The following is a 15,011-nucleotide window of genomic DNA, read 5'->3' as shown; positions in this document are numbered from 1 at the left end:
TGCCTTGAGTAGCCAACGCGCCCACGCCACGCCACAGTCGTTTGGCGGCTGGTTGGTCGAACTGACGCGCCGAGGTGCCGGACCGAGCAGGACGGCGGCTTGCGTAAGGCTCTTGGAGAGACCTCATGGGTTCTCAATGGCACTTCGGTTGGAGTCGGAGCCCTTCACCGCTAAATTGAAGCGACACCAGGCACTACATCATGACTGCTTCGGATGAACCGATTGTTGGTAGTTGCGCATCGGCGCTAGTGAAGGATCAGACTCGTGGTGGATTCTTCGCAGGACTATTTGCTCTAGGCTGCGCCAGTGGCCTAGCATCGCGCGTCATTCAATCGGTCCATGGACTAGGATGGCTAGATGCGCTTCTCGGCACGTTTGAGATCAGTGCAATCGTTTGGATATCATGTGCCGCTGGAGTTTCCCTCGTTCTTCAAGACCGAACGATTGGGATTCGTTCTTCAGAACTCGTCTTGGGAGCGACCTTTGTGCTGCTCGCCATTCTACCGGTAGGTCCCGCCAGCTGGCTCGCAGTAACCGCGCTCAGTCTCTATATAGTCAACACGTCCGATGCCTCTTCGTCGCGGCGCGGCGCTCTTATCCTTCTGGCCGTTACCGTGCCAATGCTTTGGAGCCGGCTGTTCTTTCATTTCTTTGCTGAGCTAATTTTGCGGATCGACGCCACGCTCGTTGGTTGGATATTGCGCACCCCTCGAACCGGAGACGTCGTCGAATTTGCCGACGCTTCCGGCGTTCTGGTCATTCTGCCAGGCTGTTCCTCGCTCGCGAACGTATCGCTTGCGTTTCTCTGCTGGGTGACTGTGAGCCAGTTAGTCCGCCACAAGAAATCTGCTTACGATCTATTCTGGTGTCTCATGGCTTGCTTCTCCGTCGTAGCAGTGAATGTGACTCGCATAAGCTTTATGGGGTTGAGCCAATGGCACTACGCCATGTTCCATAGTTGGTGGGGAGGCGCGGTCGCGAACACAGCCATTTTGGGCCTGACGGTCGGCTTCTGCATGCTGGGGGTGAGGCGTGAGCTCCTCCGCCCGATTTAAGTGGTTTATAGCAGCCGTCCTGTTGCTGGCCACTGGATGGAAGATTGCGATACCATTCGAAACCCCAGGCCAGCTAAGGGAAGATCTTGTCAGATTCCTCGAACGAAATCACTTCAGCGTCGTAGCGACCAATGAAATTACGACTGGCACTCTGATCATCCGAGCAACCAGAGCGTCGTGTCAATTGCAGGTCGCAAAGCTTACTCCCGACGGCTCCAACCGAAATCTCGTTCGACATCTGGCAACACGAACCGATCGCTCGTTCGTCGTGTTTCGGGCCGAAGTGTACACGCAACAACCGATAGCCTGGACAGTGTTTCATTATCTGTGGTCGAGATTTCTTCGCGAACTTGGATTCGTTCGACACATCCCCCCTGTCATCGACGTGGCGGAGAGCTTGGGCTGCAATGCAGAGCGGCTCCCATGGACTGAACTTCAAGATCGTCCCGCGTGATCCATAACGGACTCCCGGACACTCAACCTTGTTGTGCAGAATCGGCCTCTGCAGCGTCAAATCGTCGCGCGCATTGCCTATCAGCCTCTACCCAAGATTTATATTGACATGCATTTGATTCATACGATTATTATACCCGCTATGAATTTATCTTTTAACCGAAGATAAAGGAGAAAAAAAATGACTTTGCCCGGGTGGGTTGTTGCAATTTTCCTCACCATGGCCGCAGCGGTGCCGGCCGGCGTCTATTTCACGGCCACTTTGTTTTTTCCTCCTGACCAAAGCTACACTTACGTCGGTCAGGGGACGGCAAAGGGCGCACCTGGACCCGTCGCGGGCGCGGGACTATCCTTCGCCGCAGTTACATATGCGGCCTATTGGATAATCAGGCGCCGTCGACGCAAACCGGACTAGGCGCGACGCGATCGGCCTCTGCACAGCGCGACAGCCGAGTAATCCTGCTCGTGGGCGTATGGCTTGCGAGCAGGGAGGGACGGCGGCGGTCGAATTCAACTCCACGCTGTTTGCAAGCCCGGTGCCGCCGGCCTCTCGACCGACAGGCTGTACCTGCTCAAATGTTCAAGCAGTTATTCCGGGTTAGGACAAATTTCAGATGCCAGGTGAGCTGCTCGTCATTCTGGGGGCTGAAGCTACAATACTTGCCTTCGTAGCGGCGATGACCCTGTACGCCAGGCGAATGGACGTGCTGAGCGTATCCGTTCGGCGTAGGCCGCAGCGTCACCGCCTGAGCAGTTCAGGGTGTTCTTTGTAGAACTTGATGAGCTCGATCAGGTTATCGATGCCGAAGTCGGTGAACGCCTGGACGCCGTCTTCTCCGACGCCATAGACCCAGATGGCGCCATCCTCGATCTCCATCTCATTGGCGATGTCCCACAGCCAATCCTCATCTTCGCCGGGGTCTTTGGCGATTTTGGCGAGGGTGGTGACGTGATGGACCTTGTTGACGTGCGTGCTCATGCTGCTTGAGCGGAGAGCGTTGATGCCAGCGTCCAATTCCAGGGCAGAAGCTCGTCCAGGCGATGAGCCGGGTGGGTTGCGATGCGGGCAAGGACATCGGCCAGCCACACCTGCGGGTCGATGCCGTTCATTTTTGCCGTGACGATCAGGCTGTACATGGCCGCCGCACGCCGTCCGCCACGATCGGAGCCGCAGAACAGCCAGGACTTTCGGCCAAGAGCAATGCCCCTCAGCCCTCGCTCGGCGGCATTGTTGGAGAGGCACACGCGCCCGTCCTCGAGGAAGAGCGTGAAGCTCGACCATCGCTTCAGGATATAGTTGAACGCCTTGGCCAGGTCTTCTCGAACATGATCATGGCCAGGAGGCTCGGGCCAGCCCATCCCCGGGGGACGGCATGGAACGGTGCCGGCGCCTGGCTGATCTTCTCGCAGTCGCGACAGGAGAACTTCTCCCGGACCGTCTCGATCACCTTCCACTGGCGCGGCACCACTTCCAGCGTCAGCGTCACGTCCTCGCCGAGCTTGCGCAGGCGGCTGCTGCCGCAACATTCACAAGCCGTAGGTCCATCGATTACCACCCGTTCCCGGGGAAGGTGCTCGGGGAAGGTCTGGCGCTCGGCACGCTTGCGGGTAAATCCCCGCACCGTCGTCGTCCTGGCCACCGCCCGTTCCGCCGCAAGCTCGTCCTCGGTGGCGTCGGTTTCCAGCTCCTCGAACGTCAGCGCCAACTGCTCGATCAGGCGCGACGAACGCTCCGACCGCTGGCCGTAGATTTGATGCATAGCTTGGCAATCTGCAGCTTCTGTTGCGCGATCAGCGCTTCATCTTCTGACGCTTTCGCGCGGGCGACCGCGAGTTCCGCGGCGATCTCCACACCCTTCGCGCGCTCGACTGCCAGCGCCTTCTTCAGGGCGGCAACCTCATCCGGAGCAGCGTCGCGGTCGGCATCCATGAGACGCAGTGAATCACAGCTTGGACGCGATGGGACTCCCCAAAATGCAAAAAGCTGCGGATTCTGCGCTTAGCCCGCGCTTTGCGGTCGCCAGCTCAATTGCGGATTCCGCCAGTCGATCCCTTCCAGCATGTAGGCCATCTGCGCCGCCGAGATTGATACCGCGCCGTCGGACGCCGACGGCCAGATGAACTTGCCGCGATCCAGGCGCTTGGCGTAGAGCGACATGCCAAGCCCGTCATGCCAGAGGATCTTGACCAAATCGCCGCGGCGCCCCCGGAAGATGTAGAGATCGCCAGCATGAGGATCGCGCTTCAGGCTCTCCTGGATCGCAAGCGCCAAGCTTTGCATTCCGCGGCGCATGTCGGTGTGGCCGGTGGCGATCCAGACCCTGACGCCGCTCGGGATCGGGATCATCGCCGTCTCAGAATCTCAAGAACCCGCTGCAGCGCCTCAACATCGACGTCGCGGTCAACGCGAACACGACAGCCGCCAAGCTCGATCTCGATAATGCCGGCCCTTGCACGGTGCGCAGGCGGTGAAGACACCGGTTGTGGCGCGCCACTCGAGATCGGAGCCGCCGCAGGCGTGATCTCAACCGGAACAAGCACCGGCGCAGCATCGCCGTTCAACTTGCCTTCGCGCGCCAACCGGCGCCACGTGAACAATTGGCTTGTCGACAGCCCGTTACGTCGCGCAGTCACAGACACCAGACGCGACCCACCATAGCTCTCGGTGACGATCCGCTGCTTTTCTTCCAATGTCCAACGGCGCCGTGCGCCCGTCGAGACGACTTCAAGTCGGGAAACCTTCGGCATAGGCATATGGTCAGTCATACGCCTATGTCTTCATCCTCCATCAAACCGCGCAAGGCGGTCTCCGCCGGAGCGATACTGCTGAGCGGACGGTCGCTCGAGCGATCGGCAGTCTCGCCCACGGGCAACAGGCATCCGCCACGGTCGATCCGTCGAAAGCCGCGCGATCTACTGCGATTGAGGAGGTTGGGCGACCTCACTAAGTTCACCTCGCCAAATCTCTTGCGGCGGCCGGGCACGCCCTGTGCCGACGCTTCCGGCCGACCAGCCGCTCTTTCAGAGGCTAGCCCCACGCCGACGCCCACGAATAGGCGTCGGCCCCGATTGCGTGAACAGCGATGCTAGCGTCCGCGAAGACTCAGCGCTCCTTGAATGCACGCTCGGCCTGATCATGCAGCGGCTTGAGCAGGTATGACAGCGCCGTCCGACCAGCCGTCTTGATGAAGACCTCGACCGGCATGCCGGGCAGCAGCTTGGCCGTCCCCAGTTTCGCCAGCTCTTCGGGCTTCAGCAGGACGCGCCCCGTGTAGTAACTCGTGCCAGCACGCTGATCCTGTGTGATGTCTGCCGAGACCACGCTGACCTCTCCGTCGATTTCGGGCGTGGTTTTCTGGTTGAACGCTGCGAAGCGCATTGTCGCGGTCTGCCCCACATAGACCTGGTCGATATCCTTCGGTGCGATCTTGACCTCGACTGCAAGCGAATCCGCATCAGGTACGATCAGCATGATTTGCTCGCCGGGAGAGATTACGCCTCCCACCGTGTGGACGCTGAGCTCGTGGACGCGGCCGGATTGTGGTGCCCTGATATCGATCCGATTTAGTTGATCGACCGCCGCAGTCTTGCGCTCGCCCAGTTCGGAGAGTTTCGAGCGCGTTTCGATCAGGTCCTTTCCGACTTCCGTCCGCAGGTCCTGGTCGATCTGAATGATCTGGAGTCCGATTTCCGAGATCTTGCCTTTGGACTGAGCAATCATTCCTGCGAGCTGGCTGCGCTCGCCTTCGAGGCGGGCGGCGTCGCGCTCGAGGGAATTGAGCCGCGTGATCGGCACCAGATTTTTTTGCCAGAGGCTGCGCACGCCTTCCAGCTCCTGGCGGATGAAATCGACTTCCTTCTGCTTGGCCTCGGTCTGCCCCATATAGCCCTTGATCTCGTTTTCCAGCTGCGCGCTTTTCTCCTGCAGCTGCGCTTTTTGGCCGCTCCTCGCCTGACGACGCAGTTCGAACAGCTTCCGCTCAGCGGTGATTGCACGATTCGCCTCGGAGTTGCTCTCCTTGGCCCGGTCGAGCAGCAGCTTGGGAAACATAACTTGCTCGGCGCCATCGCGCTCGGCCTCGAGACGAGCCTGCCGCGCGAACAGCTCATCGATGCTGTTGGTGACGATTGTCGCATTGGCAAGCGTCTGGGTCTCGTCGAGGCGGATCAAAATGTCCCCTGCATTGACCCGGTCGCCTTGCCGCACGCGCAACTCTCCCACGATCCCGCCAGTGGCGTGCTGGACCTTCTTGACGCTCGAATCCACTACGACCACGCCTTGGGCGATCACCGCGCCCGACAATTGGCTCGTTGTCGCCCAGCCGCCGACCCCAAAGGTCACCAGAGCCAACATGATCATTCCGACGATCATGTAACGCTGGATGGATTGTAACGCCGGCGCTACCTGACCGTTCATCGGCCACCTCCTTGAGCATCCGCGACGACCTTGAGCGGTACCGGATTTCGCAACACTTTCTTGAGAACCTCCTCTCTCTTGCCGAAGGACTGAACCGTGCCTTCGCCGAGGCACAAGACATGGTCCACACCTTCCAGCGCCTTCGGGCGATGCGCGACAACGGCGACAATCCCTCCCCGGCGGCGCACGTTCAGGATCGCCTCGGTCAAGGCCTCCTCGCCCTCGGCATCGAGATTGGAAGAGGGCTCATCAAGTACGACCAGGAAGGGTTTGCCGTAAAAGGCGCGTGCGAGCCCGATGCGCTGCCGCTGCCCCGCCGACAGCGCCAACCCTCCTTCGCCGATCTTCGTGCTGTAGCCGTCCGGAAGGGAGAGGATGAGATCGTGGGCGCCTGCGGCGTGCGAGGCTTCCAGAACAGCGGCGGCGGTTGCCCGCGGATCGAACCGCGCAATGTTCATCGCAATGCTGCCGTCAAACAATTCGACATCCTGAGGCAGATAACCGATGTGCTTGCCGAGAGCGTCCGAAGACCAGTGATCGAGCGCGGCGTTGTCGAGCCGGATCCTGCCTCGCATGCACGGCCACACTCCCACCAGCGCACGTGCCAACGTCGACTTGCCGGATCCGCTCGGACCAATGATTCCAACCGCCTGCCCGCTCCGCAGCTGGAACGACACTTCGCTAAGGGTGGGCCTCTCGGAATTTGGGGCGCCGATATAGAGGTGCTCGATCGTGAGGGTTTCAACAGGCGCAGGCAATGCCAACCGCTCCTCCTCGTGAGGCAGAAGTTTCAGCAAGTGATCGAGCCGTTGCCCCGATTGTCGCGCGGCGACGAATCCCTTCCAGTTCGCGATGGCCATTTCGACGGGCGCCAGTGCCCGCGCGGTAAGGATCGATCCGGCAATGATGATTCCGGCCGTCGATTCCTGATTGATGACGAGGACCGCGCCAACGGCAAGAACCAGCGATTGCAAGATCGCCCGAAAAAGCTTGGACGCCCCACCGAGTCCGTTTGCGACATCGCTGGCCCGCTCATGGGCCGCGAGGTACTTCGCGTTCACATCCTGCCAACGTAAGGCCGCCTGTTGCCGCATGCCCATGGCCTGCAGAACTTCGGCGTTTCGCCGCCCCTCAAGCGCCAGTGCGGTTCGCGAAACGGCGAGACGCGAGGTCGCCTTTGCCGGGCCTCGCGTGCGAGTTTCCGTGAGCATCGTAATGCCGACAAGCACCAGCGCGCCTGCCAGCGCAGTGACGCCGATCCAGAAGTGAAACAGGAAACAGACGCCGAGATAGATCGGCATCCAGGGCAGATCGAACAGCGCCGTCGGCCCTCCGCTCGACAGGAAGCTGCGGACCTGATCAAGGTCCCGCACCGGCTGCAAGCCATCGCCATCGGCTCTGGTCTTCAAAGGCAGGCGAACAAGCGCGTCGAATATGCGAACGCCGAGCCTTTCATCGAAATACCGGCCGACCCGGGCGCTGATCCTGCTCCTGACGAGGTCGAGCCCGCCCTGAAACAGGTAAAGCACCGTGGCCAGAACCATCAAGGCGATCAGTGTCGGTATGCTGCGCCCGGGCAGCACCCGATCATAGACTTGCAGCATGAAAAACGAGCCGGTGAGCATCAGGAGATTGCTCATTCCGCTGAAGGCCGCGAGAGCCCAAAAAATCCGGCGGCAAGACCGCAGGAACGCCGACAGCTCCGACTGCGACTCGTCATAGTCGCTAGCCGGTCGCGGTGGACCGGAGAACAATCGTTGCCGCAAGACTTCGACGAGGTGCTTTGCCCAGCCGATCGGCCCTAGCGTCCGCAGTTCGGCATCTTCGGCCCACTGTCGTGCGGCCCACTGTCGTGCGATGGTCCCAAGTCTCGTCAGATGCGAAAGTTGGACCCGATAACGGCTTGCTGGCAGGGGGATTACCCCCCACCGTTCAAAGTTTGTCATGACTCCCGCCCTTGAACCGTGCCTTATGTGACGATCCCCAAGAAGATCCTCAAGGCAGTCCCGAGTTGATTTCCGTGTCGTCGCGGTACTGTTACGCGAAGTAGACGTCAGGTCGATTTTGCGCACCGAGCTTGGCCAACTTGAGCGTGTCGCCTACCGGTACCAGCGTGACATGATGCCCATCCTGCCATTTAATCTCCTCTCCCGGCTTCTTCGACACGTACTCCACTACGAAGTCGTTCGCAGAGCGCGATGTCGTAGCGATCTATGTCCACTACCTCAAGGTTAATCAGCTTGGCCTCAGGTGCCGGTCGCCATGGGCTTTTTTGGGACCAGATGGGGGCCGGGCTGAGGTTTTTTTAACCAGCACGTCAACGCACGGTACTGCAATAATCGCGCGATTTTCCTTCGATTAAATAAGTCGCCAGTTTCTCTGATGTCATGCCAGACAGCGAGACTCAACACGCTTCTATTACGGCACGGCCTCAGCCCACAGAAATCGTTTACTGAAACGTCCCGCGAGCGCATCTGAGTACGAGGTCGATTTCTACACCGTATTTAATTTATTTATTTCTGCGTCTTCGTGGTCTTCTCAACGCAATAGGAGCCGAACAAGATTGGCTGATCGGAGCGAAGAAAATGTAGCGACACGAGGCGCTCGGTTGCTTGTCGCGACCGGCCCGAGAATGACCGTCGCGCTAGCGTATCGATCCTATCCGGGCGTTGCATCCCGCGAAAGCCGCGAAGCTGCTCACGCGTAGATCACAATAGAGGCAGCCAGAATAAAAGAAGGCGGGGGACCCCCGCCTTCCATGATGTGCGCCACAGATTGGTGGCTACTTCCTGTCGCTGAACTCGCGACTACGCGAAATGGAAGTCGTGGCTGTTCAGCTTGTCGAGCTGCGTGTTCTTCAGCGTGAGCGTGTCGCTCCCCGTCGCGATGACGACGTCGTGGCCCGACTGGGCCGCGTGGGAGAGAACGCTCGCAAAACTGTCGAACACGCCCTTGCTGAACTCGATCGTGTCGTGAGCATGTCCGCGGGCAGCGAAGTCCTTGATCACGTCCTGGCCGAAGTTCGACGCAAACTCGAACGTATCCGCCCCCCTTTTGCCGACCATGACGTCATTGCCCGTTGTGCCGGTCAGCGTGTCGCTGTGGCCGGAGCCGATGATCGCCTGGCCCGAACTGGTCCCGACCACGTGACCGGTCGTGTCGACCTGCTCCGCGGTAAAGGCGTGGGTCTTGCCCGACAGATCGGAGGTGTGGAAGCTCCACTTGCCGTCGGCTCCCGCCGTGACCGAACCGGCCGTCGTCGTGCCGTCAGACAGCTTGATCTCGCTGTTGGGATCGGCAGTGCCCTTGATCGTCGCGGTGTGATCCCAGTGCGGACGCACGTTGGTGACTTCCACCGTCGAGGTGCCATTGGCGCCGTGCGAGCCAATCGGGGGATCGATCGGCTGTGACAAGGCGCTGGTGTTACCGGCAGCGTCGGTGGCTGTCGCAGTGAAGGTGTGGGACCCGTGCTTGAGATTCGGGGTCGTCACGCTCCAGTCGCTGTCGCTTCCGACCATCGTCGTGCCAAGCAGGGTCGTACCCTCATAGAGCTTGATCGAACTCCCCGCCTCTGCCGTTCCGGATACCGTTGCGCGGTTATGCGTGGTCGGATCGCTCAACAGAACCGGAGCATCCGGAGCAGCAGTATCTACGGTTACATCCAGCGTAGTCGATGCCTTGCTGGTGACGCCAGAGACCGTGTCCGTCGCAGTGAGGCTGTGCTTGCCGTCGAGCAGCGCAGCAGTCGAGTAGTGCCAGGCTCCGTTGGCATCCGCCGTGGCGATGCCGAGCTGGGTCGTGCCGTCGAACACCTTGACCGTGCTGTTGGCGGCCGCAGTCCCCGCCAGTGTCAACGTCTTGTCGCTAGTGATGTGATCACCGGCGACACCGCTGTCCGTCGAGAAAGAGGCGATTTTCGGTGCGGCAGGCGCAGTGGTGCCGGTGCCCGACGTGCCGGAGCCCGACGTGCCGGAGCCGGAGGTACCTGTACCGGAGGTACCTGTACCCGAGGTACCTGTACCCGAGCTACCTGAACCGGACGCGCCCGAGCCGGTTGAGCCCGATGTTCCAGAACCAATCACCGGATCCACGCCGGCTGACGCAGCACTCACGTTGCCCGCAAGGTCCGTGGCTTTCGCCGTCAGCACGTGCGAACCGGCCGACAGAGCGGAAGTCGTGACACTCCACGCGCCGCTCGAATTGGTCGTCGCAGTACCGACCTGCGTCGTGCCGTCATATACCTTGATCGTGCTGTTCGCTTCGGCGCTCCCTGACACGACAGTCTGATTGCTGCTGTTCACGGTATCCTTCGCGATCGTCGGTGCAGCTGGTGCCTTCGTGTCGACGGTGACAGCCACCGCAGCCGAGGCCACGCTGGTCTGGCCCGACGCGTTGGTCGCGGTCGCCGTCAGCGTGTGCTTGGCGTCACTCAGGACCTGAGTGATGTAGTCCCAGCTGCCCGTTGAGCTCGCAGTGGTCGTACCGATCTTGGTTGAACCATCATAGACCGTCACCGTACTGTTGGCCGCAGCGGCGCCTTTGAGCTCGATGGTGTTGTCGTTCGTCACGCCGTCACCGGCGACGCTGCTGTCGGTCGAAAAAGAGGCGACAACGGGCGCCACAGGGGCGCTCGGAGCAGGCGAGCTTGGCGCTGTGGAAGCAGGTGCATTGGAGTCCTGCTCGACGGCACCAGTCGTCATGTCGACGTTGTGCACATAAATCGACTTGGCGCTGTTGTCGTCGGGCCCTCCCCGGATGGTGCCGCCAAATGCCAGCCCGGATGACGAGGTCGACGGGTCAAAATGATTGTCGTGTACCGTAAACGTGTTCACGATGTCGGCGACCGTGACCCCGGTGAATGCATTCACCGCGCCGGTGAACGTATTATATCCGACCTCACCACCCGTCACGACCCCGGCGTCGGAGCCGACGTCAGGTTCAACCATGAACCCTTGCGAGGTGCCACCGTTCTGGGTCGTCGTGTTGTACATGATGGTCGCCGAATACGGACCACCGATGAACTCCGAATAGTCTCCGTGCGCGCCCGGTGCCATGCCAGCGTTTTGAATGAGATTATGCTCGATGACAACGTCGCCGCCGTAACCATGCAGCTGGACCATGTCGCCGCCGGCGTTCTTGAGCCAGGAATACTCCACCGTCAGATTGCCCGACCCGCGCATTTCAATCAGGCCGCTAATGTTGCCATCACTATTGCCGTCGATCGTACAATGACCGACGTACAGGTTTGTGACCGACTGCGTTGCAAGGATCGGCTGATTGTGGTTGCCGCCAACGACAAAATTCGAGTTCAGAATCTTTGCGTTGTCCCCTTGTACAACCACGCCCCAGCCGCCGTTCAGCGAGAAGTCGTACCCGTCCAGCGACACATCATTGCCTGTAACTGTGACGGTGTGCGCCGAGGCATTCACTGTAACCCCTGCCATCGAAATCGATGCCGGATTCTTCAGCGCCAACCCTTCCGAAACTCCAACACGGTAGTCCACCCCCGCGACCTGCCACGGAGCTCGATTCGCACTGTAACTGTCCAGCAAGTTGGGAAGCTGCGGTGACCCAACCGATGCGTTTGCCGAGCCGTCGTTAACTGCCATTACCTGATCTCCTGATATTGTTGAGACACGCGCTGAATTTTGAACTGTCCCCAAGCGACGTGCCTGATGCAAGTTAGTCCCAATCCTCCCACGAGGGATCGGTTGGGCTTGTCTATGTCTGGCTACCGAGGACTTTTTTGGGACAACATCACGGCTCTCATGGGGTGATGTTTGGTCTCCACCGTCAAATTTCTTCCTTGGCGCTTAGCACAGCGCGATGTTCTATTTTCTTATACTTCAGTTTATTTAAACTGATTGCGGGAAACATTCGTGTTAATCTCGACAAATGGGGCACGGCCAAGCTCCAGCGCATACTGGCTTCGGCGCAATCTCACGCTCAACAAAAACACACGAGATCGAATATCACGCTCTTCCTGCGGTCCGATATCGAACGACATTTCCGCCATCTAACGTCACCTTCCATTCTTAACTGCCCGATTATTTGCGTCCGAAACCCGATTGGCCCCCATTTGCCCAAAATCAGTCTCTACAACTCAACATCAACTCGCTCGCCTCACCAGAGCCGGCTGTCGACGGAAGCGCAACAACGAAGAAACGGGGCGGAAATGTGCAACACGGGTGGCGTGCATTTCTGTCCGCAACAGCCTCATAGAGTGACAAGGCAACACTTGCTTAGTTCGATCGACGTGGCGTTCGAACTGTACGCATCCGGCGAAGGCCCCGGCTGGGCTGTTTTTGGCGGAAAGCTGATGGCTATGCGGCGTGCGCGATGCTCTGAGGTCGTCAATTCCAGGGCATGAGTTCGTCAATGCAGGCAGAGTGATCTGGTAGGCGCGCCAGCACGTCGGCAAGCCAAGCCTGCGGGTCGATCTCATTGAGCTTGGCGGTGGCGATGAGGCTGTAGATGGCAGCCGCGCGCCGGCCGCCCTCATCGGACGCCGAGTGTCAATTCTTTCGTCCCACGGCGACCGCCGTAGCTCACGCGCGGCAGCATTGTTCGACATGCAAAGCCGTCCGTCATCAAGGAAGCGGATGAATGCAGCCCAGCGGCTGAGGCAGTAATTGATCGCTTTGATGGTGTCGTTGTTCTGGAGAGCTTGGCGCGCTGCTCGCGTAACCACGCCTCCAGCTCGAGGGTCGGGGGCGGCTACGCTCCTGGCGCACACGCAGACGTTCCTGCGCAGGGAGACCGCTGATCTCGCGCTCGATGGCGAACAGGACATCGATGCGCTTGACCGCCTCGGCCGCGATCGGCGCCTTGCTGAGCCGCGCGAGATCAAAGAACTTGCGCCTGCCGTGCGCCCAGCACGCGGCCTCGATGATCGGACCACCCTTGCGATTGGCCTCGTAGAGCTTGCCAAAGCCGGCATAGGCGTCGGCCTGCATCAGTCCGGCATAGCCCGCCAGATGCCGCTCCGGATGCTCACCGCCACGGTCCGGCGAGTAGAAGAACACGGCCGCCGGCGGATCTGGACCGGCAAACGGACGGTCGCCGCGCACGTAAGTCCAGAGCCGGCCGGTCCGGGTCTTGCCCTTGGCCAGGACTGGCACCGTAGTGTCATCGGGGTGGATGCGCTCGGCCGCGAAGATGTGACTCCGGATCGCATCGACCAGCGGCATCAGGGTTGCTGAGGAGGCACCTACCCAGTCCGCGAGTGTCGATACGTCGAGGTCGATGCCTTCACGCTCGTAGACGTCGCTCTGACGATTGAGCGGCAGGTGCAGGCCGTACTTGGCGAACAGGACATGGGCCAGCAGCTTGGGTCCCACACGCCCGCGCGTAATCGGATGCGACGGGCCGGCGGCTGGGTGATCGCTTCGCAAGCCCGGCAGACGAGCTTCTCGCGCACGCGCTGGATCACCTTCCACTGGCGCGGAACGAGCTCAAGTGTCTCGGTCACGTCCTCGCCAATCTTGCGCAATCGGCTGTCGCCGCAGCATGGACAGGTCGCAGGCACTGGATAGACGAGCCGATCCCGCGGCAAATGCTCCGGCAGCGGCCGGCGGGCTGGCTTGCGGCGCTCGAACGACGGCACCGCAATCTTCTCGGCTGCCATCTCCGCCGTGGTCTCAGCTTGCGCCGCGTTCTCCTCCAGGTCGGCGAGCTGTAGCTCGAGCAGATCCAGCAATGCGCCCCGCTCAGAGGACTGTCCAAACTGTTCGTGCCGTAGCTTCTTGATCGTGATTTGAGCTTCTCGATCAGCAAAGTTCCTGCGTGGGCCTCGGCTTCTGTGACCAACCGGGCCGCTCGCTCGGGCGCAGCATCGCCTGCAGCGTGGTCACATCTTCGGGAAGAGAATCATCGGCGCCCATCCAGAATCACAAGACGCGGTCTCTGTCCGAACTGATCGTGCCACCGATTCAAATCCCAGCGATCCAGCGCCGCCTGCGGTCGCCAGGTATGTTGTGGCATCCGCCAGTCGATGCCCAGTAGTTAGCCAAGCTGGGCTGGGGTGATTGTCACCACGCCATCAGCCGACGACGGCCACAGGAAGCGGCCGCGCTCCAGCCGCTTGGCGTAGAGCGACATGCCGAGCCCATCGTGCCAGAGGATCTTGATCAGCTTGCCGCTTTTGCCACGGAATACGTAGAGGTCGCCACCGTGCGGGTCTCGGTTAAAGGCTTCCTGCACCAGCAGGCCCAATGGGTTCATGCCGCGACGCATATCGGTGCGGCCGGTCGCAATTCCACACCCGCACGCCCGACTCAATGGGGATCACCGTAGGCGCCCATCTGCCAGCGCCGCCACGGCGGCCTCCAGCGTCGCCGCGTCGACCGCACCCGTGATCCGCATCCGAGCTCCGCTCGCAAACTCGATCTCGATCGCCCTGCCGCTGCTGGCCGGCGCGACTGGACAATGCGTCGGCCCACACTCCGCGATCACCATCGCCGGTAAGAAGCCAGGTTGATCGACGGCATCCTTCGGCTCAGGTCGAAACGACCGTCGCCATCGCAGCAGCAATGAGCGCGAAACGCCATACCGCCGCGCTGTCGCCGCGACCTGGCGCGGCGCCCGTAAGCTCTCCAAGACGATCTTCAGCTTCTCGTCCTCGGACCAGCGCCGCCGCCGGCCCGTGTCCACCACCTCAAGCCGCTCAACTTGGGCACTGCGCCTATCACCGTCCATAAGGACAGTTCTCAACAACGCGCCTCATTCGGCAAGGCGGCCTTCACCGGCTTTCAATTACCCACATTTAGCCGAGGGGGCTGAGGGAGCGCACCAACTATTGCATCGCAGGAATCGACCGTGATTCCTTGTCTGGCACCGATTCGCAGGGGGCGGTGCCAATGGACGAAAAAGCCGACGCATGGTTTGATCGCGAGCTCGCTGGCTGCAACCTTGCCGACGAGCGCCTGAATAAGCGGCTCCGCAAACTGGTAGCGCAGATCGGGAGCGCCATGGGAGAAAGCATTCCGCTGGTGTGCCAGGACTGGGCCAATACCAAGGCTGCGTATCGTTTTTTCTCCAACGACCGGGTCAGTGAGGCGGACATTCTGGCCGGCCACTTTCAATCG

General features: G+C 60.6%; 10 protein-coding genes and 2 pseudogenes. 2 read left to right on the top strand and 10 right to left on the bottom strand.

Annotation, left to right across the window (positions count from 1 at the left end; translation table 11 throughout):
* Nucleotides 1–200: 200 nt before the first annotated feature.
* On the top strand, nt 201–1,055 hold the full coding sequence (locus IVA92_RS00355; RefSeq protein WP_247279014.1) for a hypothetical protein: 855 nt from the start codon (nt 201–203) through the stop codon (nt 1,053–1,055).
* A gap of 1,192 nt (nt 1,056–2,247) precedes the next feature.
* Here IVA92_RS00355 and IVA92_RS00350 read toward each other — a convergent pair.
* The 10 genes and pseudogenes from IVA92_RS00350 to IVA92_RS00305 all read right to left on the bottom strand — a co-directional run bounded on the left by IVA92_RS00350 (nt 2,248) and on the right by IVA92_RS00305 (nt 14,622).
* Nucleotides 2,248–2,487 (bottom strand): hypothetical protein, encoded by a 240-nt coding sequence (locus tag IVA92_RS00350; protein ID WP_247279013.1) that lies wholly within the window; start codon nt 2,485–2,487, stop codon nt 2,248–2,250.
* Nucleotides 2,484–3,438: pseudogene (locus IVA92_RS00345) on the bottom strand (transposase). The gene IVA92_RS00350 and the pseudogene IVA92_RS00345 overlap by 4 nt, the downstream one beginning before the upstream one ends.
* 69 nt (nt 3,439–3,507) lie before the next feature.
* The gene (gene tnpB / locus IVA92_RS00340) at nt 3,508–3,855 is read right to left on the bottom strand and encodes an IS66 family insertion sequence element accessory protein TnpB (RefSeq protein WP_247279012.1); all 348 of its coding nucleotides are present in this window, start codon (nt 3,853–3,855) and stop codon (nt 3,508–3,510) included.
* Nucleotides 3,852–4,274 (bottom strand): transposase, encoded by a 423-nt coding sequence (locus IVA92_RS00335; protein ID WP_247279011.1) that lies wholly within the window; start codon nt 4,272–4,274, stop codon nt 3,852–3,854. Before IVA92_RS00335 ends, tnpB (IVA92_RS00340) begins: the two co-directional genes overlap by 4 nt.
* 337 nt (nt 4,275–4,611) lie before the next feature.
* Entirely contained in the window at nt 4,612–5,925 is a 1,314-nt protein-coding gene (locus IVA92_RS00330) for an HlyD family type I secretion periplasmic adaptor subunit (protein WP_247279010.1), read from the bottom strand.
* On the bottom strand, nt 5,922–7,871 hold the full coding sequence (locus IVA92_RS00325) for a type I secretion system permease/ATPase (protein WP_256464970.1): 1,950 nt from the start codon (nt 7,869–7,871) through the stop codon (nt 5,922–5,924). The genes IVA92_RS00330 and IVA92_RS00325 overlap by 4 nt, the downstream gene beginning before the upstream one ends.
* Nucleotides 7,872–8,732: 861 nt before the next feature.
* Complete coding sequence (locus IVA92_RS00320) at nt 8,733–11,534, bottom strand: Ig-like domain-containing protein (protein ID WP_247279008.1); 2,802 nt, start codon at nt 11,532–11,534, stop codon at nt 8,733–8,735.
* A 744-nt stretch (nt 11,535–12,278) separates the two neighbouring features.
* Nucleotides 12,279–13,681: pseudogene (locus IVA92_RS00315) on the bottom strand (IS66 family transposase); the annotation flags it as partial.
* A 248-nt stretch (nt 13,682–13,929) separates the two neighbouring features.
* Nucleotides 13,930–14,148 carry an IS66 family insertion sequence element accessory protein TnpB gene (gene tnpB / locus IVA92_RS00310; protein ID WP_249797191.1) on the bottom strand — a complete coding sequence of 73 codons (219 nt, stop codon included), beginning with the start codon at nt 14,146–14,148 and terminating at the stop codon, nt 13,930–13,932.
* A 63-nt stretch (nt 14,149–14,211) separates the two neighbouring features.
* Complete coding sequence (locus IVA92_RS00305; protein WP_247279007.1) at nt 14,212–14,622, bottom strand: transposase; 411 nt, start codon at nt 14,620–14,622, stop codon at nt 14,212–14,214.
* A 161-nt stretch (nt 14,623–14,783) separates the two neighbouring features.
* On the opposite strand from IVA92_RS00305, the gene IVA92_RS00300 reads away from it, so the two are divergent.
* Nucleotides 14,784–15,011 (top strand): transposase DNA-binding-containing protein (locus tag IVA92_RS00300; protein ID WP_276577424.1); only part of this gene is annotated, 228 nt, incomplete at its 3' end.

The organism is Bradyrhizobium sp. 154, assembly GCF_023073875.1.
Taxonomy (GTDB): Bacteria; Pseudomonadota; Alphaproteobacteria; order Rhizobiales; family Xanthobacteraceae; genus Bradyrhizobium.
The sequence above is the reverse complement of the archived record's forward strand: the minus strand, read 5'-3'. Positions and strand labels throughout refer to the sequence as shown.

Coding starts and splice junctions, on each gene's coding strand:
- IVA92_RS00355 (WP_247279014.1), top strand. CDS start 201: ATGACTGCTTCGGATGAACCGATTGTTGGTAGTTGCGCATCGGCGCTA.
- IVA92_RS00350 (WP_247279013.1), bottom strand. CDS start 2,487: ATGAGCACGCACGTCAACAAGGTCCATCACGTCACCACCCTCGCCAAA.
- tnpB (WP_247279012.1), bottom strand. CDS start 3,855: ATGATCCCGATCCCGAGCGGCGTCAGGGTCTGGATCGCCACCGGCCAC.
- IVA92_RS00335 (WP_247279011.1), bottom strand. CDS start 4,274: ATGACTGACCATATGCCTATGCCGAAGGTTTCCCGACTTGAAGTCGTC.
- IVA92_RS00330 (WP_247279010.1), bottom strand. CDS start 5,925: ATGAACGGTCAGGTAGCGCCGGCGTTACAATCCATCCAGCGTTACATG.
- IVA92_RS00325 (WP_256464970.1), bottom strand. CDS start 7,871: ATGACAAACTTTGAACGGTGGGGGGTAATCCCCCTGCCAGCAAGCCGT.
- IVA92_RS00320 (WP_247279008.1), bottom strand. CDS start 11,534: ATGGCAGTTAACGACGGCTCGGCAAACGCATCGGTTGGGTCACCGCAG.
- tnpB (WP_249797191.1), bottom strand. CDS start 14,148: ATGAACCCATTGGGCCTGCTGGTGCAGGAAGCCTTTAACCGAGACCCG.
- IVA92_RS00305 (WP_247279007.1), bottom strand. CDS start 14,622: ATGGACGGTGATAGGCGCAGTGCCCAAGTTGAGCGGCTTGAGGTGGTG.